Origin of the sequence: Mycolicibacterium anyangense (assembly GCF_010731855.1) — a bacterium.
Lineage (GTDB): Bacteria > Actinomycetota > Actinomycetes > Mycobacteriales > Mycobacteriaceae > Mycobacterium > Mycobacterium anyangense.
On sequence record NZ_AP022620.1, the window covers coordinates 4,393,834 to 4,415,187 of the forward strand.

General features: G+C 65.9%; 24 protein-coding genes and 1 pseudogene. 21 read left to right on the forward strand and 4 right to left on the reverse strand.

From position 1 onward, the window contains the following. Window positions 1-11 precede the first annotated feature (11 nt). The 11 genes from G6N35_RS20810 to G6N35_RS20860 are packed head-to-tail and all read left to right on the forward strand — an operon-like array spanning window position 12 to window position 9,004. Window positions 12-1,091 (forward strand): MlaD family protein, encoded by a 1,080-nt coding sequence (locus tag G6N35_RS20810; RefSeq protein ID WP_163807830.1) that lies wholly within the window; start codon window positions 12-14, stop codon window positions 1,089-1,091. After that, window positions 1,091-2,098 (forward strand): MlaD family protein, encoded by a 1,008-nt coding sequence (locus G6N35_RS20815; RefSeq protein WP_163805952.1) that lies wholly within the window; start codon window positions 1,091-1,093, stop codon window positions 2,096-2,098. Before G6N35_RS20810 ends, G6N35_RS20815 begins: the two co-directional genes overlap by 1 nt. After that, window positions 2,095-3,057: an MlaD family protein gene (locus G6N35_RS20820; protein WP_407664570.1), complete on the forward strand. Its 963-nt coding sequence runs from the start codon at window positions 2,095-2,097 to the stop codon at window positions 3,055-3,057. Before G6N35_RS20815 ends, G6N35_RS20820 begins: the two co-directional genes overlap by 4 nt. After that, complete coding sequence (locus G6N35_RS20825) at window positions 3,057-4,184, forward strand: MlaD family protein (protein ID WP_163807832.1); 1,128 nt, start codon at window positions 3,057-3,059, stop codon at window positions 4,182-4,184. Before G6N35_RS20820 ends, G6N35_RS20825 begins: the two co-directional genes overlap by 1 nt. Further along, window positions 4,181-5,191 (forward strand): MlaD family protein, encoded by a 1,011-nt coding sequence (locus tag G6N35_RS20830; protein WP_163805953.1) that lies wholly within the window; start codon window positions 4,181-4,183, stop codon window positions 5,189-5,191. Before G6N35_RS20825 ends, G6N35_RS20830 begins: the two co-directional genes overlap by 4 nt. Next, complete coding sequence (locus G6N35_RS20835; protein ID WP_163805954.1) at window positions 5,188-6,144, forward strand: MlaD family protein; 957 nt, start codon at window positions 5,188-5,190, stop codon at window positions 6,142-6,144. Before G6N35_RS20830 ends, G6N35_RS20835 begins: the two co-directional genes overlap by 4 nt. Window positions 6,145-6,186: 42 nt before the next feature. Continuing rightward, a complete protein-coding gene (locus G6N35_RS20840; RefSeq protein WP_246224438.1) occupies window positions 6,187-6,831 on the forward strand; it encodes a hypothetical protein in 645 nt (214 codons plus the stop codon). A gap of 8 nt (window positions 6,832-6,839) precedes the next feature. Then, window positions 6,840-7,487 (forward strand): hypothetical protein, encoded by a 648-nt coding sequence (locus tag G6N35_RS20845; protein ID WP_246224439.1) that lies wholly within the window; start codon window positions 6,840-6,842, stop codon window positions 7,485-7,487. 29 nt (window positions 7,488-7,516) lie between these two features. Beyond that, window positions 7,517-8,005 carry a hypothetical protein gene (locus tag G6N35_RS20850; RefSeq protein ID WP_246224440.1) on the forward strand — a complete coding sequence of 163 codons (489 nt, stop codon included), beginning with the start codon at window positions 7,517-7,519 and terminating at the stop codon, window positions 8,003-8,005. A 38-nt stretch (window positions 8,006-8,043) separates the two neighbouring features. Then, entirely contained in the window at window positions 8,044-8,394 is a 351-nt protein-coding gene (locus G6N35_RS20855; RefSeq protein WP_246224441.1) for an MmpS family transport accessory protein, read from the forward strand. Window positions 8,395-8,407: 13 nt separating this feature from the next. Continuing rightward, the gene (locus G6N35_RS20860) at window positions 8,408-9,004 is read left to right on the forward strand and encodes a hypothetical protein (RefSeq protein ID WP_246224442.1); all 597 of its coding nucleotides are present in this window, start codon (window positions 8,408-8,410) and stop codon (window positions 9,002-9,004) included. Between the two features lie 46 nt (window positions 9,005-9,050). On the opposite strand, the gene G6N35_RS20865 is transcribed toward G6N35_RS20860, so the two are convergent. Next, entirely contained in the window at window positions 9,051-10,094 is a 1,044-nt protein-coding gene (locus G6N35_RS20865) for a zinc-binding dehydrogenase (protein ID WP_163805956.1), read from the reverse strand. A gap of 69 nt (window positions 10,095-10,163) precedes the next feature. Here G6N35_RS20865 and G6N35_RS20870 point away from each other — a divergent pair, with 69 nt between their 5' ends. Genes G6N35_RS20870 through G6N35_RS20880 form a run of 3 tightly spaced genes read left to right on the forward strand, consistent with a single transcriptional unit; the run spans window position 10,164 to window position 12,354 of the window. Continuing rightward, the gene (locus G6N35_RS20870; RefSeq protein WP_163805957.1) at window positions 10,164-10,622 is read left to right on the forward strand and encodes a PPOX class F420-dependent oxidoreductase; all 459 of its coding nucleotides are present in this window, start codon (window positions 10,164-10,166) and stop codon (window positions 10,620-10,622) included. A gap of 52 nt (window positions 10,623-10,674) precedes the next feature. Beyond that, window positions 10,675-11,124, forward strand: coding sequence for a hypothetical protein (locus G6N35_RS20875; protein WP_246224443.1), 450 nt, complete (start codon window positions 10,675-10,677; stop codon window positions 11,122-11,124). 51 nt (window positions 11,125-11,175) lie between these two features. Continuing rightward, the gene (locus G6N35_RS20880) at window positions 11,176-12,354 is read left to right on the forward strand and encodes an alcohol dehydrogenase catalytic domain-containing protein (protein WP_163805959.1); all 1,179 of its coding nucleotides are present in this window, start codon (window positions 11,176-11,178) and stop codon (window positions 12,352-12,354) included. Here the strand turns inward: G6N35_RS20880 and G6N35_RS20885 are convergent. After that, the gene (locus G6N35_RS20885) at window positions 12,344-12,961 is read right to left on the reverse strand and encodes a TetR/AcrR family transcriptional regulator (protein ID WP_246224444.1); all 618 of its coding nucleotides are present in this window, start codon (window positions 12,959-12,961) and stop codon (window positions 12,344-12,346) included. The two genes, G6N35_RS20880 and G6N35_RS20885, sit on opposite strands and share 11 nt — an antisense overlap. A 112-nt stretch (window positions 12,962-13,073) precedes the next feature. Here G6N35_RS20885 and G6N35_RS20890 point away from each other — a divergent pair, with 112 nt between their 5' ends. Continuing rightward, window positions 13,074-14,399, forward strand: a complete 1,326-nt coding sequence (locus tag G6N35_RS20890; protein WP_163805960.1) for a cytochrome P450 — start codon at window positions 13,074-13,076, stop codon at window positions 14,397-14,399. A gap of 93 nt (window positions 14,400-14,492) precedes the next feature. On the opposite strand, the gene G6N35_RS20895 is transcribed toward G6N35_RS20890, so the two are convergent. Next, window positions 14,493-15,485, reverse strand: a complete 993-nt coding sequence (locus G6N35_RS20895) for a bifunctional methionine sulfoxide reductase B/A protein (RefSeq protein ID WP_322790627.1) — start codon at window positions 15,483-15,485, stop codon at window positions 14,493-14,495. 128 nt (window positions 15,486-15,613) lie between these two features. Here G6N35_RS20895 and G6N35_RS20900 point away from each other — a divergent pair, with 128 nt between their 5' ends. From G6N35_RS20900 to G6N35_RS20915, 4 genes are read left to right on the forward strand one after another with little or no spacing between them, the layout of a single operon-like run. Beyond that, window positions 15,614-16,645 (forward strand): GGDEF domain-containing protein, encoded by a 1,032-nt coding sequence (locus G6N35_RS20900; protein ID WP_246224445.1) that lies wholly within the window; start codon window positions 15,614-15,616, stop codon window positions 16,643-16,645. Between the two features lie 21 nt (window positions 16,646-16,666). After that, window positions 16,667-17,167: a nuclear transport factor 2 family protein gene (locus tag G6N35_RS20905; RefSeq protein ID WP_163805962.1), complete on the forward strand. Its 501-nt coding sequence runs from the start codon at window positions 16,667-16,669 to the stop codon at window positions 17,165-17,167. Next, the gene (locus G6N35_RS20910) at window positions 17,164-18,183 is read left to right on the forward strand and encodes an NAD-dependent epimerase/dehydratase family protein (RefSeq protein WP_246224446.1); all 1,020 of its coding nucleotides are present in this window, start codon (window positions 17,164-17,166) and stop codon (window positions 18,181-18,183) included. Before G6N35_RS20905 ends, G6N35_RS20910 begins: the two co-directional genes overlap by 4 nt. A 31-nt stretch (window positions 18,184-18,214) precedes the next feature. Then, window positions 18,215-18,592 carry a cupredoxin domain-containing protein gene (locus G6N35_RS20915; RefSeq protein ID WP_163805963.1) on the forward strand — a complete coding sequence of 126 codons (378 nt, stop codon included), beginning with the start codon at window positions 18,215-18,217 and terminating at the stop codon, window positions 18,590-18,592. 1 nt (window position 18,593) lies between these two features. On the opposite strand, the pseudogene G6N35_RS20920 reads toward G6N35_RS20915, so the two are convergent. After that, window positions 18,594-19,349, reverse strand: a pseudogene (locus tag G6N35_RS20920) (L,D-transpeptidase); the annotation flags it as partial. A gap of 228 nt (window positions 19,350-19,577) precedes the next feature. Between G6N35_RS20920 and G6N35_RS20925 the strand changes: the two are divergent. Together G6N35_RS20925 and G6N35_RS20930 are read left to right on the forward strand one after the other, a co-directional pair. Then, window positions 19,578-20,948, forward strand: coding sequence for an NAD(P)/FAD-dependent oxidoreductase (locus tag G6N35_RS20925; RefSeq protein ID WP_163805965.1), 1,371 nt, complete (start codon window positions 19,578-19,580; stop codon window positions 20,946-20,948). Window positions 20,949-20,987: 39 nt separating this feature from the next. Continuing rightward, window positions 20,988-21,350, forward strand: a complete 363-nt coding sequence (locus tag G6N35_RS20930) for a DUF427 domain-containing protein (protein WP_163805966.1) — start codon at window positions 20,988-20,990, stop codon at window positions 21,348-21,350. Window positions 21,351-21,354: the final 4 nt, after the last annotated feature.

Genomic DNA, 21,354 nt, shown 5'->3' on the forward strand with positions numbered 1-21,354 from the left:
TGTTGTTCCGGATGACGGCCGACGACGAAACTCGTCGCCTCACGATCATCGGGTTGATCGGCGCGGTCTGCATCGCCCTCGTCTGCGCGATGGTGGCCATCAACCCGTTCCGGCAGGACGACAAGGCCGCCCACTATTCGGTTACCATCGGATTGCCCTATGTCGGCCAGGGCGTTGCTGCCGGTACCCCGGTGGTCATGCACGGCGTCACGGTCGGGCGGGTATCGACGGTTTCCAGCCTTCCGCAAGGCGGGGTCCAGTTGGTCGCCGATCTGCAGGCCCGCCCCACATCCGGGCTCACCGACAAGGTCGACGTCGACTTCCGGCCGGCCAACTACTTCGGCGTCACCGCAGTCAATCTGATCCCCGGTGACGGTGGAAGTGCGCTGCGCAACGGATCACGGATTCAGCCGACACCGCGTGGAAACTTCACCCTCCAGGCGCTTCTCGCCCGTCTCGGTGAGGTCACCAGTGGCGTCGTCACCCCGGAACTCATCAGCGTCATCAACCGTGCGACCCGCTACACCGACGCCCTCAACCCGCTGCTCGAGACCGTAGTGACGGTCTCCGAGGCGGTCACCAAGGTCCAGACAGTCAGCACCGAGCAACTGCTGCGCAACACCGCCGGGATCGCGGTTGCCTTCCCGTCTTTCGTCGACGGTGCAACCCGCGCCGGCCACGGGTACGGTGTCGCAGGCGGTTTCGTCACGTTCAACGTCAGCGGCGAGTACGGTCTGCCGAGCCCGGATTCCGGGATTCGGCCCGGACAGCGCCAGTCAGAGGAATTCTGGCAGACGAGGTCGCGTGCGACGCTGGACCTGTTGGCGAACTCGTTCTTCGGAGCGGTCGGAAAGCTGCTGTCCTCACACCCCGGTGATCTGCGGCCGGCGGTGGGCTTGGTCAAGACACTCAGCGACACGGTGCCTGGGCTCATCGCCCCGGCCGGGATGGCCGACACGATGGTCGAACTTCGCACCCGGTTCGAGAAGCTCTACGCGGGTTCCCCCGAGCAGCGCGCTCTGCAGGTGCACCTAGTGCTCGACAACCTCCCCGGTGTGCAGGCCCCGATCAACGCGATGGGAGGACAGTAATGAAGCCCATGGGCGCCCTCTGGCGGTTCGCCGTGAGTGCCGCGCTCGCCGCAGTGGTGTTCATCCTCGTCGTCAATGTGCTCCGACAACCGGTCGCCGCGCAGACGGAGCAGTACACCGCCAAATTCCTCGACGTCTCCGGTCTGCATGTCGACTCCGACGTACGCGTTCGTGGTGTCCGGGTCGGCAAGGTCGAATCCCTCTCGCTATCACGGGAATCCGGTCAGACCATTGCTGTCGTTAACCTGAGCATGGACAAGCGGTACGCGGTCGCGCCGGCCACCCGGATGGCGGTGAAATACCAGGCATTGACCGGTTTGCGCTATATCGACGTATCCGCGCCAGTGGAGTCGGGGCCGGGCACGAAGACGATAACCGAGGTCCCGCTCGCCATGACTCGGCCGTCCTTCGACATCACCACGCTGTTCAACGGACTGCAGCCCGTCATGGCCACGCTGAGCCCGCAAGACATCGACACGTTCACCGACAATGCGGCGAACTTCCTCTCCGGTGACGGATCCGGCCTCGGACCGATGCTGGACAGCATCCACAAACTCACCGAGTTCACTGCCAACCGGCAAGAGGTGGTCGCCACCCTCATGCAGAACCTGTCCGCCATCGCCGACACCTTCGGCGGTCACTCCAAAGACGTGATCCAGATTATCGAGTGGGCCAATCGCCCGATCGACTCGGCACTGAAGGTGCTCGACGAGTTCCGTAAATCGCAGCTCTACGGACCCGGCTTCACCGAGGCCGCTGTTCGGCTGCTGGAGAACGCCGGATTCAGCAAGGCGGGTGGGGCGGACATCGATCACGGGTTGGACCGCGCCATCACCGTCTTCGACGACTACTCCGATGCATTCAAGCGTGTTCCGGTCGTGTGGGATAACATCTCCGATCCGGCGCCGCCTGATCAACCGCTGCCGTGTAGCCACGGTCCTGCTCAGCTACCACAATCCCTGGACGTACTCCTCAACGGGCAACGGGTGATCCTGTGCAATCGGTGAAATGGATTCACAACCCCCTGATTTGGGGCGTCATAGCGCTGTCGATGCTCATGGTGACGGCAATAGTCGCCGGCTACGTCTACATCAGGCCACCCGGTGACCGGCAGGTGGTGTTCTACACCAACGATGCCGCGTCGGTGCGATCCGGTGACAGTGTGCGAGTGGCGGGCATCCCGGTTGGCAAGATCACCTCGCTGTCTCTGGAGCAGGATCGGATCAGAGTGCAAGCTTCCGTCGACAAGAACACCTTCGTCGGCGACCAGTCCCAGGTCGACATCCGCATGCTGACTATCGTCGGGGGCTACTACGTCGACCTGATCCCGCTTGGCGATCGGCCACTGGGCGAAAACCCGATCCCCGCAGGCCGAGTCAAAACTCCCTACAACCTGATGCGGGCGCTGACCGACTCGACGAAAGTCACCCAGGAGATCAATCCGCGCCCGATCCGGCAGTCGCTGGATCAGATCCAGGCAGGCCTGAGCGGGACCAACACCGAGACGCTATCGACCGTGATCGATGCCGGCAATGCCCTTGCCGACACGATCGATCGGCAACGCGGGCAGATCACCCAGATCCTCGACATGTCCGATGAGTACATCCAAGCCCTGAGCGCCTACCGGGGCCGACTCCAAGAGCTGGTGTCAAAGATTTCGATCATCGAGCAGACACTTACGGTGTACGGCAAGGGTTTCGGCGCAGCACTTGCCGGCATGGGCGACATCGGCGAGTCCGTCCTGGCACCGTTGTCGAAGTTCTGGGTGAACAATCGCGAGGAGTTCATCCAGAAGGTGCGGGACTGGCAGGACAGGTTCCGCCGGTGGGTGGACAACAACAGCCGGATCATTCCTCGACTGCGGCGGGTGCGAGACAAGATCGAACGAGTTCTTGATGCGCAGAACGCTAAGCCAGAACTGTTGGCGACCGATCTGTGCATCCCGGTTCCGGGGAGCGTATGCTGATGGTGTACAGCGCTTTTCGAAGAATCTGTAACGGGACCGCCGCACTAGTGCTTGCGGCGCTGACCGCCGCAGCGGCGTCCTCCTGCGGTTCAGCTGCCCGTCCTGCGGCGACGGACTACTGCGCCGTCATGCCGGATACCGTCGGCCTCTACGTGGGCAATCCGGTCACCCAGATGGGCTACCCGATCGGGACGGTCACCTCGATCACCCCGCACGCCACCGACGTCCGGGTGGACTTCACCGTCACCGAGAACCGTTCCTTGCCCGCCGATGTGAAGGCCGTGATCCGGTCGCCGTCGATCGTCGCGGACCGCTCGCTGGAACTGGTCGGTAACTACAGGAGCGGGCCCAAGCTGGAGCCGAATGGCTGTGTGCCGCTGCAACGGTCGATGTCGCCGAAGTCGCTGTCAGAAGTCATCGGCTCGGCTGACACCTTCCTCAAGGCGATCAATCCGGACGGGTCGAGCAACATCGGTGACACTATCGCCGGAGTCAACCGGCTGGCGCAGGGCAATGGCGCACGCACCGGCGCACTGGTAACGAAAGTATCTGCGCTGGTGGACAATCCGGACCGCGCGATTGGTGACATAGGGTCGATCGTGCAGAATCTGGCCGAGCTGACCACCTCGTTGACTGAGATGCGGGGCCCGATGAAAGAGGTACTCCTCGACGGTGTGACCACGACGCCGGATCTCGACAAGGCGATGGACGGTGCCGCCCGGCTAGGCGACGCACGCGGGAAGGCACCGCTGGGAACGTTGTCCGCCGTCATCGAGATGGTGTCGGTCCTGGAATCCCGGCTGGGAGATGAGACCCAATTGACTCTGGACACCGTCAGTGACGCCACCAGAAAGCTCAGCCCGCACGCGAACGCCCTTGCGGCCGAGTTCAACCCGGTTCCGTGGTGGATCAACACCATCGCCAACCACTACAACGCCCACCAGTTCAGTCCGTTCAACATCGCCTACCGGCCGCCAATGTTCCGGGTGCAGTCGCACGACGGACTGGCGCTGTGCGGCTTGATGAACGCGCAGATGCCGGGCAGTTGCGCCGACGTCAACGGCCAACCCTACGCAGTCGACATCTCGTTGCTGCAGTACGTCGTGATGCAAGCGAGCCGCAAATGATCAGTACAGCAACCCTCATCAGGCGTACGGCCCTGGGCGTGGCGGCGGCGTTGGTGTTGACCTCCTGCGCCGCGCTCAACGTCAATGCACTGCCGCAGCCAGGCCAGAACAGGGACCGCGGCTACGACGTCATCCTGGAATTCGCCAATGTGCTCAACCTGCCGGACCGTGCAAAGGTCGTCCAGGACGGCACCACGGTCGGAGTCGTCAACCACGTCGATCTGAGGGCTGATCACGTCGATGTAACGGCGCGTATCGACTCCGGCGTCTCCGTGCCCTCAGACGTACATGCGACCTTGCAGCAGTCGACGGTGCTCGGTGACACGTACCTGGCCTTGGAGCGCCCGCAAGGTGAGCAGGGTACCGGCACTCCGGCGATCGGTCCCGGCGCGAGAGTACCCCTTTCTCAGACCACGTCTCCACCGCAACTCGAGGACACCATTGCCAATCTCGCGAACTTCGTTGGCAGCGGGTCGATTCAGCGGATCCAGAACACCATCATCGGGCTCAACAACGTCACGCCACAACGCAGAGAAGACCTGCGCGCGATGACCAGCCGGGTGACCACGGATCTGGCCGATCTGCGCAACAACATCGACACGGTGGATACCTGGCTACAGGGTACGTCGAACACCGTCGCCGCGGTCATCGCGCATCTGCCCGAATACAAGTACTGGTTGAGCCCGGACGGCATGCTGGGCTTCGATAGAGGTTCTCAGACCGGCTCCTACATCGGCACCGTTCTCCCCTCGATCGGCAGTATCTACAGTGGCGGCTTCTGGCTGGTGCCGTTGCTGAACTCGCTGGCCGACGCACTCGGTGCGGTGCAGCAGAGCAAGTGGAACTTCGAGGCCGAGGGTCCGGCTTGGCGCAGGTTGTTCTACGAGGACTTTCTGCCGGTGGACAAGAATCCGGCGATCAACATCACCTCGATCACCGGACCCGACGGCAAGGAGATGATCGACAACATCCAGGACGTCATGCGGGTCATCGGAGCGATGCCATGAGAGCCGTCAAGAACGCCCTGTCGTTCGGCGCCATGGGGCTCATTATCGCGATCGCCGCTGCTTATCTGGCATCGCTCCATCTCCACTTCCGGTCACCGGACAACCGGACAAACCTGTCGATGGACGTCCCGGATGTCAAGGGTCTGGTCGTCGGATCCAACGTGCTGCTGCGTGGCGTGAGCGTCGGCAAGGTGACCAAGGTCGAAACCACCCTGGGCCAGGCCACCGTCGACTTCTATGTGGATGGGCGGCAGCGTGTTCCGGTGGACAGCGATATCCGGTTGGACAACCTCTCCGCTCTCGGGGAGACCTACATCGGCTTGATACCGCATACCGACTCCGGTCCGATGCTCACCAACGGCCAACGGATCTCGACCGAACGGGTGGTCGTGCCGCCGTCGATCTCGGAGCTGGCGACCAGCGTTGTCAGGGTCCTGAATCAGTCAGACCCGCAACAACTCTCGAGCATCACCAAGGAGGCCGATGAGGCCTTGCCGGACCCAGAGGAGACGTTGCCGAATCTGGTTCGCGCCAGCCAGCTGCTCAATCAGATGGTGGGCAGCATGAATGGCGACGGCCAGCGGGTACTGGGCAACGCCCAGACTCTGCTGCAGAACGCCGGCTGGGTCGGCCCGACATTGGCCCGGCTGGGTCCCGAGGTGGGCAGTGCAGGCGACTCACTCGGCGCAACCTTCCATTCGATGATGAGCACCGTGGTGTGGGACAACCCACGCAACATGAAGTTGTTCGGCAAGTTCCTGCAGCGCATTCAGGACTTCCTGGACAGCCGCGGGGGAGACATCAAGGTGCTCACCCAGGCGCTCACCCCGCAGTTCCAGGGTATCGGCGGCGCCCTGATGAACATCGATACCGGGCAGATGCTGTCGAACGTACTCGCGGGCATCCCCGAGGACGGTGCGATCACGCTACACGTCAAAGTTCCCGACCAATAACGCCGAAAATGACTGCAGACCAGACAGATTGAAGGAAATCCCATGTCAACGACCGATATCGAAGACCGGGTCGACACCCCGTCACCCGCCGACCAGGACAGTGAGTCGGCACCCACTCCCGAGCCGGCTGTCGAGCCCGCCGCAACCAGCCGGCCAGAAGGCGGCGGCCGGCGGCTATCGATCTCGCTGCGCGGCGCCGTTGTAGGCCTCGTGGTCGCCGTGCTGGTCGCTGCGGTCGGTGTGCTCGCCTGGCTCTACATCGGTGCCCAGCACAAGCTCGATGCGCAATCCAAAGCGGCCGCAGACCGCACCCACGCAGAAGAGCTCGCGATCACCTACGCGGTGAGTGCCGCCCAGATGGACTTCCAGGACTTCAACGGCTGGAAAGTGAAGCTGGTCAACGGGACTTCGCCCGAGCTGAAGGACAAGCTGAGCAAGGCCGCCGATTCGATGGAGCAGATTTTGGCGCCGCTGCAGTGGAAGTCCAGCGCGCGCCCGCTGGCCGCCAAGGTTCGTTCGGATGCCGGTGGCGTTTACGTGGTGGACTCTTTCGTCAGCGTCCTGACCAAGACGGTCCAGGCTCCCGAAGGCCTGCAGTCGACCGCGACGTACAGCGTGACGCTTGACAGCAACAAGAACTGGGAGATCACCGACGTCGGCGGGATCGATTCGGCGCTGGGGAAGTAACGACGCCCATGTCTGCTGTGAATCGAGACCCGGGCCGCCCGGGTGGCCGGACGATACCGGCTTGGCTCGTCACGCTGGTCGTCCTCGTGCTGGGCCCGGCGCTCGCGTCGTCGGGTGTGGCGGGCGCCGACGACGACCCCTGGGGCGAGTCACCTGCGCCGGTTCCGCTGCCGGTCGTCGTCCCGGTGGCCGACAATTGGCAACCGCAGTTCCCGTTTCCGTTCGATCAATCGCGCCAATACGTCACCCCCGCGGACATCACCGCCGAAGGGGAGATGTGCCAGTGGTTCAATCAGCAATACAGGGTGTTGAAACTGCAGATCGAACGGCTGAACAACACCATCATTCGCAACAACGGCGACTTCAACGCCGGTGCGGTTCCCGGCGACCTGCAGATCGTCCTGGGCAATATCGATCAGTCCCTGGACTACCTGGCGCCCCGCGCCCAGGCACTGACCCAGAGCTACGACCATGCGGGTGACATGTACTTCCCCATCTACCAGGGCGATGCGTTCTACGGTCTGTGGCAACAACTCTCGAATGTCAGCAACGGCTTGAAAGCGCACCAGCCGACCTGGTTCTCCGGGCCATCGTTCCTGCGGGCACAACACTGGGGCAGCAAGATCAACCGTTCCGACGTCTGTGGTCAGACGTGAGGCCGCCCCACACCGACGAGGGTGATCCGATGATGAAGACCCGAGCCGGCACCAGCTGCGGCCTCGGTCGGCGCGTTGCGCTCGCTCTAGGGCTGGCGGCGTCCGGCCTGGCTCTGGCCGGTGGACCGGCACATGCCGATCCCGGCACAGTCCTCGACCAGGCTCTGATGTCGGCGCGAGCAGGTACGCCGTGTGGGCAGTTCGGTCCGGACCAGCAGGTGGCGCACGCGGCGGACATCATCAATCGGTCGACCAGGGACTACCTGGCCCAGCACGCCGATACGGTGCCAGCCGATGCACAGCACCCGGATGCCATCGTGAAAGACCTTGGAATCCCGGCCAGTAAGACATTCGCCTTGCTGGGTGCTGCGCAGAGCCCGGCTGACGCCATCAAGGGACTGCTCGTACAGGGGTTCGCCGCTATCCCGGATTGCAGCTACAACCGGATGGGAACCAGCATGATCTACGACGCGGACTCGGGCTACACCCTCGTCACCGCGGTCCTGGTGGGACCGTGATGCGGGTAGGCCGCCCGGCGCGGACGGTGGCCGTCTTCTTGGCCGCGGTCGCCGCGGCATCGCTCACCGCGCCCTGCGCTCAGGCTGGGGGGTCCGTCACCTATGAAGTGGTCTCCGATTCGATCGGCGTCGCGAACATCGAATACCAGGACGCCCAGGGCCGGGTGGCGATCACCAACGCGCCGCTTCCGTGGCGGCTCGACGTCACCATGCCGGACCCGCAGTCAGCGCCTCCCTACGGCGCGCAGGTTCGCGCCGACTGGCGTCCCGACGCCAGACCCAATCGATGGGTCAGCGTGCGAGTCATCTACCAGGGCAAGGTTTTCTGTCAGAACACGCTCGACATCGGCGATGCAGCCTGCTATGGCAACACGTCGAGAATCACCTAGGAGTTCACCGACGATGTTGGGAATACGGGCGAGGTTGCGCCCACCACCGATGGCGGCCTGGAGTGCCGCGGTTGCTCTCGTCGGCACACTGGTGGCGGGGGTGGCAGGCACCCCGATTGCGGGCGCCGAACCAAATCAACAGGATCCGGGCGCCAGCCCCTACCCCGACATTCGGTACTACGACAAACTCGACCCCCTGCAGTTCGCTCAGCCCGGCGGCATCTGGTTCATCGCCCCCACCGGACAGAACTGCGGAATCTGGGGGCTCGGTAGTTTCGGCTGCGCAGGCAACATCCCTGGCGCACCGCCGGGGGTGAGTCACATCGGTTGGATCGACGGTGACCGTGCGGTGCACTACGACTGGTCGATGGACGTGAGATTTCCTGCCACTGCGGCCGTCCAGGTTCTCGCACCGCGCAGTTCGGTCACTCATGAGGGCACCACCTGCGCTGCGACGCCGGACGGCCGGACCTACTGTGAGCGCGGGCCGTTGCGCTTCGTGATCGAAGCGGATCGCACCTGGTTGTCCCCGCCGTGGATGGACCTGAGCTGGATCGAATTGGGTCCGGCGTCCTGCAGCCCGCCAGGAGGCGGCCCCTGCTACAGCTGAGCGCAGGCGCTCGCCGCCTCTGCAGCGCTGCCCGTCACATGTCTGTTCAAGGCGCCACCACGATCCGGATCGGATTGCCCTCGGCATGCTCGAGTGCCCGGATGCCCTCGTGGATGTCCTCGAGCGCAATGACCTGGCTGACCGACCGGCTCAGATCGAGCCTGCCCCGCGATACCAGGGCGGCCAGCGTCTCGATATCGGCGTTCTGATAGCCGAGGTGGCCGAGGACCTGCTTCTGACTGAGCCCGAACATCGACGTCGGCCCCACCGTGGGCGACTCGGCGCTCATCCCGACTCCGACCAGGCGGCCGCCGACGGTGAGCGCGTCCAGCGCCTGTTCGAAGGTCACCTTCAGCCCGACGGCGTCGAACGCCACGTCGAGCTTGCGTCCGCCGGTGGCCGCGGCCAGCTTGTCCTTGAATTCCGGGTCGCGGGAGTCGAACGCATAGTCGGCACCCAGTTCCAGGGCGCGCTCGCGGACCACCGGGTTGATGTCGACGGCGATCACCGGCACCGCCCCGACGAGGCGGGCCAGCTGCACGATGTGAGTGCCGACCCCGCCGACACCCCACACTCCGACCGACTCACCGACGCGCACCTTGCCGGTGTGTACCACCGCGCCGAACGGTGTCGAGACCGCGTCGGCCAGGATCGCGGCCTGATCCAGCGGGACATTGTCGGGAACGCGGGTCAGTCCCGCCGCCTGGGCGATCGTGTACTCGGCCCACGCGCCGTCGTAGGCGAAGGCCATCAGCTGGATCCACTGGCAATTGGCCAGGTCCCCGCGCCGGCAGTTCGGGCATTGCAGGCACGGCCGCCCGGCGGCGAGCACCACCCGATCTCCCTCGGACCAGCCGGTGACGCCGGGCCCGAGCTTGGCGATGGTCCCCGAGGCCTCGTGCCCCTGGGTGACCACCGGGCGCTGGGCCGGGAAAGTGCCGTTGATCAGGCTGAGGTCGGAGTGGCAGATGCCGCAGAAGGCGACCTTGACCAGTACCTCGCCCTCGCCCGGCTCCGGGATCGGAACATCTTCCAGAACAACAGCTTTCGTATCGGCGTAGAACCGTTCCGCCCGCATCGTCGCAACCATCGGTAGTCCTTCCTCCAGTCGAGTGACAAACTACGCCCCCGGTCCGGTCTCGTGGTTAGAGTGGCGGATATGGCGCGCAAGTACGCGACGGCGGATGCCGTGGACCGCCAGCAGATGCTGGAGTTCATCCGTCCGCGCCACCGCATGGTGCTGATCACCTTCCGCGCCGACGGATCGTTGCAGGCCTCGCCGGTGACCGGCGGGCTCGATGACCAGGGCCGGGTGGTGATCGCCAGCTATCCGCGGCGGGCCAAGGCGGTCAACATCCGCCGCTCCGGACGCGCCGGCGTGGTGGTGCTCTCCGACGAGTTCGACGGGCCCTACGTCCAGCTCGACGGGGCCGCGGAGGTCATCGATCTGCCGGACGCCGTCGAGCCGTTGGTCGACTACTTCCGTGCCGTGGCCGGGGAGCACCCGGACTGGGCGCAGTACCGCCAGGCGATGGTGGACCAGGGCAAGTGCTTGATCAGGGTGACGCCGCAGACCTGGGGACCGGTGGCCACCGGCGGTTTCCCGCCACCGGACTGACATGTGGCCGCGGCAGCGCGACGGCGTCACGTGCGGACCGAGTGTGGCGGTGATGGCCGGTGCGCTGATCGACGATGCGTACGGCGCTCCGCTGCGATCGGGGCACCCGCAGCGGTGGTTCGACGCCGAGCAGGCCCGGGTGCATCGCATGGTGAACACGGTGTGGCCCAGGGCACTGGGCACCACCCCGGCCGGTATGGCGCGCGCGATGACCGCGCACAGTGCCGCCCGCGGCGTGCGCTACCGATGGCGCCCGGCGGGTCCGCAGACCGTGCCCGTGGTGTGTGACGCGGTCACGGCCGGCTGGCCGGTGGCGATGCTGCTCGGCTCGGCGTTGCCGCGGCACTGGGTGCTGCTGACCGAGATCCGGGGCCCGGCGATGCGGTGCTACGAGCCGTCCAGCGGCGCCCTGGTGTCGGTGCCGATCGACGACATCCGTGCCGGGCGGGTGCACGGGCTCGGCTTCGGGCGCCCATTCGCGTTCGTCCTGCCCAAGGTTTGAGAACAGACCCAACGGGCATGCGGCCTCCGACCCGATTCGAGGAGGCAGTACATGCGCGCAGTGATCTGGCACGGCCGACGCAACGTTTCGGTGGACACCGTGCCCGACCCCCAGATCAAGGAGCCGACCGACGCGATCATTCGCGTGACCAGTACCAATATCTGCGGCTCTGATCTGCATCTCTACGAGGTACTCGGGGCCTTCATGTCGCCCGGTGACATCCTCGGACACGAGGCGATGGGCGTGGTCGAGGAGGTGGGCGCCGACGTTGACCAGCTTACCGTGGGCGACCGGGTGGTGATCCCGTTCAACATCTCCTGCGGGCACTGCTTCATGTGCGGTCACGGACTTCAAAGTCAGTGTGAGACAACGCAGAACCGTGACCAGGGCACCGGTGCTGCACTGTTCGGCTACTCCAAGCTCTACGGCGAAGTCGCCGGCGGTCAGGCTGAATACCTCCGGGTACCGCACGCCAACTACACCCATATCAAGGTGCCGGCTGACGGGCCTGACGACCGCTATGTCTACCTGTCCGACGTGCTGCCCACCGCCTGGCAGGGTCTGGACTACGCCGCGGTCCCCGACGGCGGCACCCTGGTGGTCCTGGGCTTGGGCCCGATCGGGTCGATGGCATGCCGAATTGCCGCGCACCGCAACCGATACCGCGTCATCGGCGTGGACCTGGTGTCCGACCGCCTGGATCGGGCCCGCCCCTACTGCGATGACGTGATCGATGCCCGCAGAGATGATCTCGTCGACCGCGTGCTGTCCCACACCGACGGTCGCGGAGCCGACGCAGTGCTCGATGCGGTCGGGATGGAAGCCCACGGGTCGCCGGTCGCGGAGTTCGCCCAGACCGCGGCCGGTTTTCTGCCGGCGCCGGTGGGCCGCGCGGTGATGCGGAACGCCGGGATGGACCGGCTGGCCGCTCTGCACACTGCGATCGCCCTGGTGCGCCGCGGCGGCACGATCTCGCTGTCCGGGGTGTATGGCGGTGCGGCCGATCCGATCAACATGATGGTGTTGTTCGACAAGCAGATCCAGCTACGGATGGGACAGGCCAACGTCAAGCGCTGGATCCCGGACATCATGGGGCTGCTCACCGATGGAGACCCGCTCGGGGTGGACACCTTCGCCACCCACCGGCTGCCACTCGAGGATGCGCCGCAGGCCTACGAAACCTTCCAAAAGAAGGCCGACGGTATGGTCAAAGTCCTTCTCAAACCTTAGGTTTGGGACCGAGGATCGCCATCGACGCGGCGACGGCCGGTTCGAGGATGGTCCTGACCGGGTGGCCGTCCTCCACCGTCTGGGCGGTGAGCTCGCGCAGGCCGCCCACCAGGATGACTGCGGCCTCCGGGGACACCGGGTCGATGCCCGCGTCGCGGAACCCGCTGTTGGCGGTCAGGTCGACGATCATCGTCACCAACCCGCCGAACCCGCGGCGCAGTGTCGGTCGCGCGCTCTCACCGAGTGCGGGCAGTTCCCGGATCCAGCTCAGGGTGATGGCCGTGCTGGCCTCGATCGTGTCCACGTAGGCCACCACGGCCTGACGGATCTGGATGTGCCACGGCGCATCCGGCACCACCGCCTTGCGGATCGTGGCGACGATCTGGGCGCTGTTGTCCATCAGCAGTTCGGCGAAGCACTCTTCCTTGGTGGCGAACTGGTCGTAGAACGTGCGCTTGGACGTGCGGGCATGGCGAACGATGTCGGCGACGGTGCTGTCCCGGTAGCCGCGCTCGTCGATCGACACGGCCAGGCCGTCGAGCAGGCGTCTACGGAACCCGCCGTCGCGCGCGGAGTCCGGGGAGGCCTCGGCAGCGGGCGCGCTCACCTGGACTCCTTTCACCGCACAGGTACTTGTCAGGGTTGGTACCAACGAGTACCGTACCCGACAAGCCAGTGGTACAACGCAGTACCACGCCATCCCGGGAGGCCGGACAGTCATGAGCGAAGCGCCCACCGTCGACGTTCCCAGTACTGCGGAACCGAAGCTGCCGCCCCGGCCGGGCATTCCAAACCCCCTGCTCAAGACGGCTTTTCTGACCCAGCGGCGGCCATCGGTCCAGTGGCTGACCCGCCGGTACGGGCGCTGCTTCACCCTGGACGTTCCGGTGTTCGGCCCGACCGTCGTGGTCTCCGACCCGGCGCTGACCAAACAGATCTTCACCACTAGCCCCGAGCTGCTCTACAACATCCAGCCCAACCTCAGCCGGCTGCTGGGCCCCGGTTCGGTGTTCGGTCTGGACGGGACCGCCCACCGGGTGCGCCGCAAGCTGCTTACCCCGCCGTTTCACGGCAAGAGCATCAGGGCCTACGAGCGGATCGTCGAGGAAGAGACGCTGCGCGAGATCGCGTCGTGGCCCGAGGGCGCAGAGTTCGAAACCCTCGAGCCGTTGATGCGCATCAGCCTCAATGTCATCATCCGGGCGATCTTCGGTGCCGGGGGTGCGGAGTTCGAGCAGCTGCGGGCGCTGCTGCCGAAGTGGGTGACACTGGGCTCCCGGCTGGCGGTCATGCCCGCCCCGGCCAAGGAGTGGCGGTTCACCCCGTGGGGCAGGCTCGCCGAGTACCGCCGCGAGTACGAGGGCCTGGTCGACACCCTGATCACCCGCGCAAGGCAGGACCCGGGATTCGAGAACCGGGACGACGTCCTGACGCTGTTCCTGCGCAGCACCTACGAAGACGGCTCGCCGATGACCCGCAGCGAGATCGGCGACGAGCTGCTGACGCTGTTGGCTGCCGGCCACGAGACCACCGGGTCCACGCTGTCGTGGGCGTTCGAGCGGATCTCCCGGCATCCGGAGGTGCTGCGGCAGCTTGTCGCCGAGGCCGCCACCGACGACAACAGCTATCGGCAGGCCACCTTGTTCGAGGTGCAGCGCAACCGCACGGTGATCGACTTCTCCGGCCGCCACGTCATGGCCCCGAGCTACGAACTCGGTGAATGGCGCATCCCGCAAGGCTTTTCGATCATGGTCAGCCTCAGTCAACTGCACGAGAACCCAGAGATTTTTCCCGATCCTGCTCGGTTCGACCCGCAGCGCTTCCTCGATGCCAAGCCGAACACCTTCGCGTGGGTGCCGTTCGGCGGTGGTACGCGGCGGTGTATCGGTGCGGCGTTCGCCACCATGGAGATGGATGTAGTGCTGCGAACAGTGTTGCGCCACTTCACCATCCAGACCACCGATGCTCCGGGTGAGAAGTGGCGCAACCGCGGCGTTGCCTATGTCCCCAAACGGGGCGGCCGGGTGGTCGTCTACCGCCGCTGAGGCCGCTGGGGTCTAACGCCTCGAATGTGCGTCCCGATACGCCCGCGGCGGCGTGTTGCGGATGAAACCGCACACTCGAGGCGGGCTTCGACGCTAGACCTGCGCCCGCTTGGGCAGCTTCCAGCCCGGCCGCGGGAAGTGGCAGGTGTAGCCGTTGGGGTAGTGCACCAGGTAGTCCTGATGCTCGGGCTCGGCCTCCCAGAAGTCCACTGCGGGCGTCACCTCGGTAACCACCTTGCCCGGCCACAGTCCGGATGCGTCGACGTCGGCGATGGTGTCGAGCGCGACCTGCTTCTGCTCGTCGTCCAGATAGAAGATGGCCGAGCGATAGCTGGTGCCGACGTCATTACCCTGCCGGTTCTTCGTGCTCGGATCGTGGATCTGGAAGAAGAACTCCAGCAGCGCCCGGAAATCCGTCTGGGCCGGGTCGTAGACGATCTCGACCGCCTCGGCGTGTCCTGGGTGGTTGCGGTAGGTCGGGTGGTCGTTCTGGCCGCCGGTATACCCGACCCGGGTGGACACCACGCCCGGCTGCTTGCGGATCAGGTCCTGCATGCCCCAGAAGCAGCCGCCCGCCAGGATCGCGGTCTTCGTGTCAGTCACATCGTCTCCCTTCGATTCGGCGGTCGTGAACAGCCGCCGGTAGTCGCCATAGCCCTGCGCCTCGAGGTCGTCGAGGCCGATGAATCTCAGCGAAGCCGAGTTGATGCAGTAGCGCAACCCTCCCGCCGCGCGGGGACCGTCCTTGAAGACGTGACCGAGGTGGCTGTTGCCGTGCGCCGAGCGCACCTCGGTGCGCGGCATCAGCAGCGTGAAGTCCCGCTTGGTCACCACGTTGGACTGCTCGATCGGTTTGGTGAAGCTTGGCCAGCCTGATCCGCTGTCGAACTTGTCCACCGAGGCGAACAGCGGTTCGCCGGAGACGACGTCGACGTAGATGCCCGGGTCGTGGTTGTCCCAGTACTCGCCGGTGAAGGGCCGCTCGGTACCGTTGCGCTGTGTCACCCGGTACTGCTCGGGAGACAGCGCGTTCACGGCGTCGGGGTTGCGGTGATAGTCAAACGCCATGCCCGTATCAACCGCCATGGTTGGTCAGATAGTTCCTGCGTCACACATCCGTCAGAACTGACGCTGCGACCTGAAAGCTGCGATGCCACAATGGACAGTCGGCAACGTGGCCGGTTCTGAGCAGGGGAGTCTGACGCGATGCGGCTTTGCCCGATCTGCCCTCCCACGCCCGCGAGAAGCGCAACCCCGTGTATCGGGTAAAGCTGCTCGGCTCGTCGGGCGGTGACTTTCACGGCGTACAGCAGATCCGGTTGTTGCGGATCTACTTGAGCCTCACGACTTTCCTCTACGTCTATGGCGTGGTGTTCACCATCTGGCCGCTGCATCCAGAGCTGACGTATGCGAATCCGATTGGTGGCGTGGTTGCCATCGTGCTGGGTATCGCGGCGCTCGCTTGGCTGGCCATCAAGCCGAACACGCCGGCGCCGGCCACCTGGGCTGCCATTCTGGCTACGCCGGTGGTGATGGCGTTCCACATCTCGATCGCTGCCGAACTTGCCTGCCTGATCGCGCCGATGTTCCTGGCCATGTACCTGCGAGCCTTCTACCCACCCCGGCGTGCATGGGTACTGATCGGCTTTCTCACCGTGGCCGCCGTGGTGGCCCTGGCCGTCTCCCCGGGCCGCAAACTGGGTATCGATTACCTGATTTGGGTCGTCGCCATCGTCGGAGCAGGGGAGTCGTTCGGGCTTGTGATGCGGGCCCTGGTGACCAGTGCCTGCACCGACCCGCTCACCGGTGTGCTCAATCGGGCCGGGTGGGAGATCGCCACCCGGGATCTGCTGACGCGTCTGCGGTCACCGAAGTCGACGATCTCGGTCATCGTGCTGGACCTCGACGGCTTCAAGCAGATCAACGACACGTTCGGGCATTTGGCGGGCGACGAGCACCTCGTCAACCGGGCGCGCCAATGGCGTGAGCTGGTGCCGAAGAATGCGGTGCTGGCGCGCCTCGGCGGCGACGAGTTCGCCGCATGTATCGCCGACCGCGACGCCTCGTCGGCGCAACGGTTCGTCGCCGAAGCTCGTCAACGGACCCCTGATGCGAGCATCGGGCTGGCATCGCAGCCCGGCGGCAGCGCCGACATCGCCGCGCTGTATGCACAGGCCGACGCGGAGCTGTACGTCGCCAAGGACCGCAACCGCCGGAATCAGGACGGTTCGCCACATGTCCACTAGAACTTGTTCTAGTTTGGTGTTGTGCCGCGATTCTCCCGTGCAGAACTGACCCACGCTTTCGCAACCTTCGAGGACACCGTGGACCGGGCCGCCCGCTCCCGCGACTGGGACGCCTGGGTCGGGCACTACACCCCCGACGTGGACTACATCGAGCATGCGATGGGCACCATGAAGGGCCGTGCCGAGGTGCGGGCCTGGATCACCAAGACGATGGGCACGTTTCCGGGCAGCTACATGACCGACTTTCCGTCGCTGTGGTCGGTGATCGACGAGGACACCGGCCGGATCATCTGCGAGCTGGACAACCCGATGCGCGATCCCGGCGACGGCACGATCATCACCGCCACCAACATCTCGATCATCACCTACGCCGGTGACGGTCTGTGGTCACGGCAGGAGGACATCTACAACCCGCTGAAGTTCGTCCAGGCCGGGATCGCGTGGTGCAAGAAGGCCAAGCAACTCGGCACCCTGGACGACGAAGCCGCCGCCTGGTTCGAGCAGTACGGGGGCAAGAAGTGAGCGCGCCCAAGTTGGTCATCGGAGCCAATGGCTTTCTCGGCTCGCACGTCACCCGTCAGCTGGTGGCCGACGGACACCAGGTGCGCGTCATGGTCCGGGAGAACGCCAACACCATCGCCATCGACGACCTCGATGTGCAGCGGTTCGTCGGCGACATCTGGGACGACGACACCCTGCGGGCGGCGATGGCCGGGTGTGATGACGTGTACTACTGCGTGGTCGACGCCCGCGGTTGGCTGCGCGACCCGGCGCCGCTGTTCCGCACCAATGTCGAAGGCACCCGCAATGTGCTGGAGATCGCCAAGGACGCGAACCTGCACCGCTTCATCTTCACCAGCAGCTACGTCACCGTCGGCCGCCGTCGCGGTCGGGTGGTCAGCGAGTCCGACCTGATCGTCGACCGCGGCCTGACCCCCTACGTCCGCTCCCGCGTGCAGGCCGAGGAACTCGTTCTGCGCTACGCCCGCGAGCACGGCCTGCCCGCCATCGCCATGTGTGTCTCCACCACCTACGGCGCCGGGGACTGGGGGCGCACCCCGCACGGAGCGATCATCGCCGGGGCGGCGTTCGGGAAGCTGCCGTTCGTCATGGGCGGCATCGATCTGGAGGCTGTGGGTGTCGACGACGCCGCACGTGCCATGATCCTGGCCGCCGAACACGGCCGCGTCGGCGAGCGCTACCTGATCTCGGAGAAGCTGATCAGCAACGCCGACGTCGCCCGCATCGCCGCGCAGGAGGCCGGCGTCGCGCCGCCGGGCCGGACCATTGCGCTACCGGTCGCCTACGCGCTGGCCACGATCGGCACCATCAAGGGCGCACTCAAAGGCACCGACGAACGGCTGTCGCTGGCGTCGCTGCGGCTGATGCGCGCCGAGGGGCCGGTGGACCACAGCAAGGCCGTTCGCGAGCTCGGCTGGCAGCCCCGGCCGGTGGAGGAATCCGTACGCGAAGCCGCCCGGTTCTGGGTCGGCCTACGCGAGGCCAAGCGGCAGGCCAAAGCCGCGCGGGCGGACTGAACCGGCACGGGTGTCACTTCGTGTCGCGCGTATGACACGACTCACCGCCCTCGTCTTCGCTCTGCTGCTCTTCGTCACGGCCTGCTCGTCAGGCAGCACCACGACCTCGACGCTGCCGGCGTCCTCAGCGACGTCGGCCGGCTCCACCGCTGCGGCCGCCACGGGACCCACCATCACGATCTCCGGCATGCGATTCGGCCCGCCGCTGACCGTGGCCCCCGGCGCGACCGTGACCGTGGTCAACAACGACAGTGCCGAACACAGCGTCACCGCGGATAGCGGTGGCGCATTCGACGCCGAGGTGGACGGCAGCGGGACGATCACGTTCACCGCGCCGAGCGCACCGGGCAGCTATGCCTACCACTGCAAGTACCACCCGATGATGCACGGGCAGTTGGTGGTTCAGTGAGTCAGTTGGCCCACTGATCCCACGGCACACTCCAGTCGCCGTTCTGCCACAGCTGCAGCGGCTGCCCGCCGGTATGGCGGACTTCGACGACGTCGCCGGGCACCGAGAAGTTGTAGAACCATTTGGCGTTGTCGCCGTTGAGGTTCAGGCAGCCGTGGCTGGTGTCGGTGTTGCCCTGTGCCCATACCGTGGCGTCGAGCTCGTGGAGGTAGACGCCGTCGGTGCTGATCCGCACGGCGTAGGCGATCGACTCCTTGTAGCCCAGGTGGTTGTTGATCGGCAGCCCGTAGGTGGAGGAGTCCATGATCACCGGGTTGCTCTTGTCGAGCACGGTGTAGGTGCCGGGCTGGGTCCAGAAGCTCAGCGTCTTGTCGCCGACCTTCTCGGTGCCGCCGCGGCCCATCGAGGTCGGCATGGTGCGCACCAGGGTGCCGCCGTCGAAGACGGTGACCTGCTTGGTGGTGTCGTCGGCGATCGAGACGTGGGAGGCGCCGATGGTGAAGTTCACCAGCGGGGCGTCGACGGCACCGACCGTGACGCCGGTGCCGGGCGCGTAGTACTGCGGCGGACGCCAGTGCGCGGTGCGGTCGTTCACCCAGTGCCAGGCTCCCGCTGTCTCGGGTGCGGTGGTGACCGCCAGCGCCTGTTCGGCTGCGGCGTGATCCACCGGGCCGGCGAAGTGCGCCACGACGACGATGCCCACGCCGTAGGTGCCGCCGTTCTGCAACGGAGCGCCCGAGGTCGTGGTCAACGTGACCGGTGGCAGCGGCAGCGGATCATCGGCTCGCGACGGTCCGGCCGGGGCGTACAGCACCCCCAACGTCGCCAGGACGGCGGCCGAGGTGACCGCAAGCATGCGGCGTGCGTAGGTCATCGGTGAACACTCCGGTCTTTGGGCTGGCAACGTTGCCACACTGTAGTGGGCCTTCCTGGGCGCAGCTAAGTCATTAGACGTGCGCAGCCCGGGCTGACAGGATTGACGCTCATGGCCACGATCAACGGCGCCGTCTCGCACTGGTATTCCGAACTTCCCCAGCCCCGCCCTCCGCTGCCCGGTGACCGTGACGCCGACGTCTGCATCGTCGGCGCCGGTTATACCGGTCTGTGGACCGCCTACTACTTGAAGAAGGCCGACCCTTCGCTGCGGATCACCATCCTGGAGGCCCGGTTCGCCGGCTTCGGTGCGTCCGGCCGCAACGGCGGCTGGCTCGGTGGCCTGGCGCCCGGCCATCGGGGATTGCTGGCCAAGAAGTACGGCCGGCCCAGTGTCGTGGCCTGGCAGCAGGAGCTCAACCGCGCCGTCGACGAGGTCATCGCTGTCACCACCGCGGAGAACATCGACGCCGACATCGTCAAGGGCGGCAACCTCGAGGTGGCTCGTAACCCCGCCCAGGCCCGCCGGCTGCGCGCCGAGGTCGAGGAGGACCGGGAGTGGGGCACCGAGGGCATCGAGCTGCTGACCGGTGCCGAAGCGGCGCAGCGCATCCGGGTCGACGGTGTGGTTCAGGGCTCGTTCAACCCGCACTGCGCCCGGATCCAGCCCGCCAAACTGGTTCGCGGACTCGCCGCTGTGGTCGAACGCCTCGGCGTCGTCATCTACGAGCAGACGCCGGTGCTGACCATCGAGCAAGGGCGTGCCCAGACCGCTCTGGGCGTGGTCCGCGCCCCGATCGTGTTGCGGGCCACCGAAGGGTTCACCGCCCGGATGGCCGGACTGCGCCGGCGCTGGCTACCGATGAACAGCGCCATGATCGCCACCGAGCCGATCGCGGCGGACATCTGGGCGCAGATCGGCTGGGAGGGCCGCGAGACGTTGGGCGACCTGGCGCACGGCTTCTTCTACGCCCAGCGCACCGCTGATGACCGGATCGCCATCGGCGGTCGCGCGGTGCCCTACCGGTACGCATCCCGGATCGACAAGGACGGCGCGGTAGGCCAGGGCACCATCGACTATCTGACCGGCGTGCTCAACACCGCGCTGCCGCAGACTCGCGGGGTGCCGATCGCCCACGGCTGGTGCGGTGTACTCGGAGTTCCGCGGGACTGGTCTGCTGGTGTCAACTTCGACCCGATCACCGGGCTCGGTGAGGCCGGAGGATACGTCGGTCACGGTGTGACTGCCACCAATCTGGCCGGCCGTACGCTGGCCGATCTCGTGCTCAAACGGTCCACCCCGCTGACCGCGCTGCCATGGGTAGGTCACCACTCGAAGACCTGGGAGCCCGAGCCGCTGCGCTGGATCGGTGTGCGCGGCATGTATACGGCCTACAAGGTGGCCGACCGGCACGAGGAAAGCGGGCGCTCCACGACATCGCCCATTGCGGTCGTGGCCGATGCCATCGCCCGTCGTCCGTAACCGCCACGCAGGCAGCCCCGGGCGGCGCATACTCGAAGAATGAGAGAGCCGACGGCCGAGCACCCGATCACGATCACCCCTACCGCCGGTCGGGTCCGGGTTCGGGTCAACGGTGAACTGGTCGCGGACACCCGCGCCGCACTCGGTCTACAGGAAGCGTCCTACCCTGTCGTGCAGTACATCCCTATCAGCGATGTGGACCCAAAGGTGTTGGACCGCAGTGAAAGCCGAACCCACTGTCCGTTCAAGGGTGACGCCGGCTACTACAATGTGACGGTCGGCAACCTCACGGTCGAGGACGCGGTCTGGGTCTACGAGCAGCCCTACCCCGCGGTGTCGGCGATCGCCGGTCATCTGGCCTTCTACCCGAACAAGGCCGATATCACCGTCGACCCCGACTGACGGT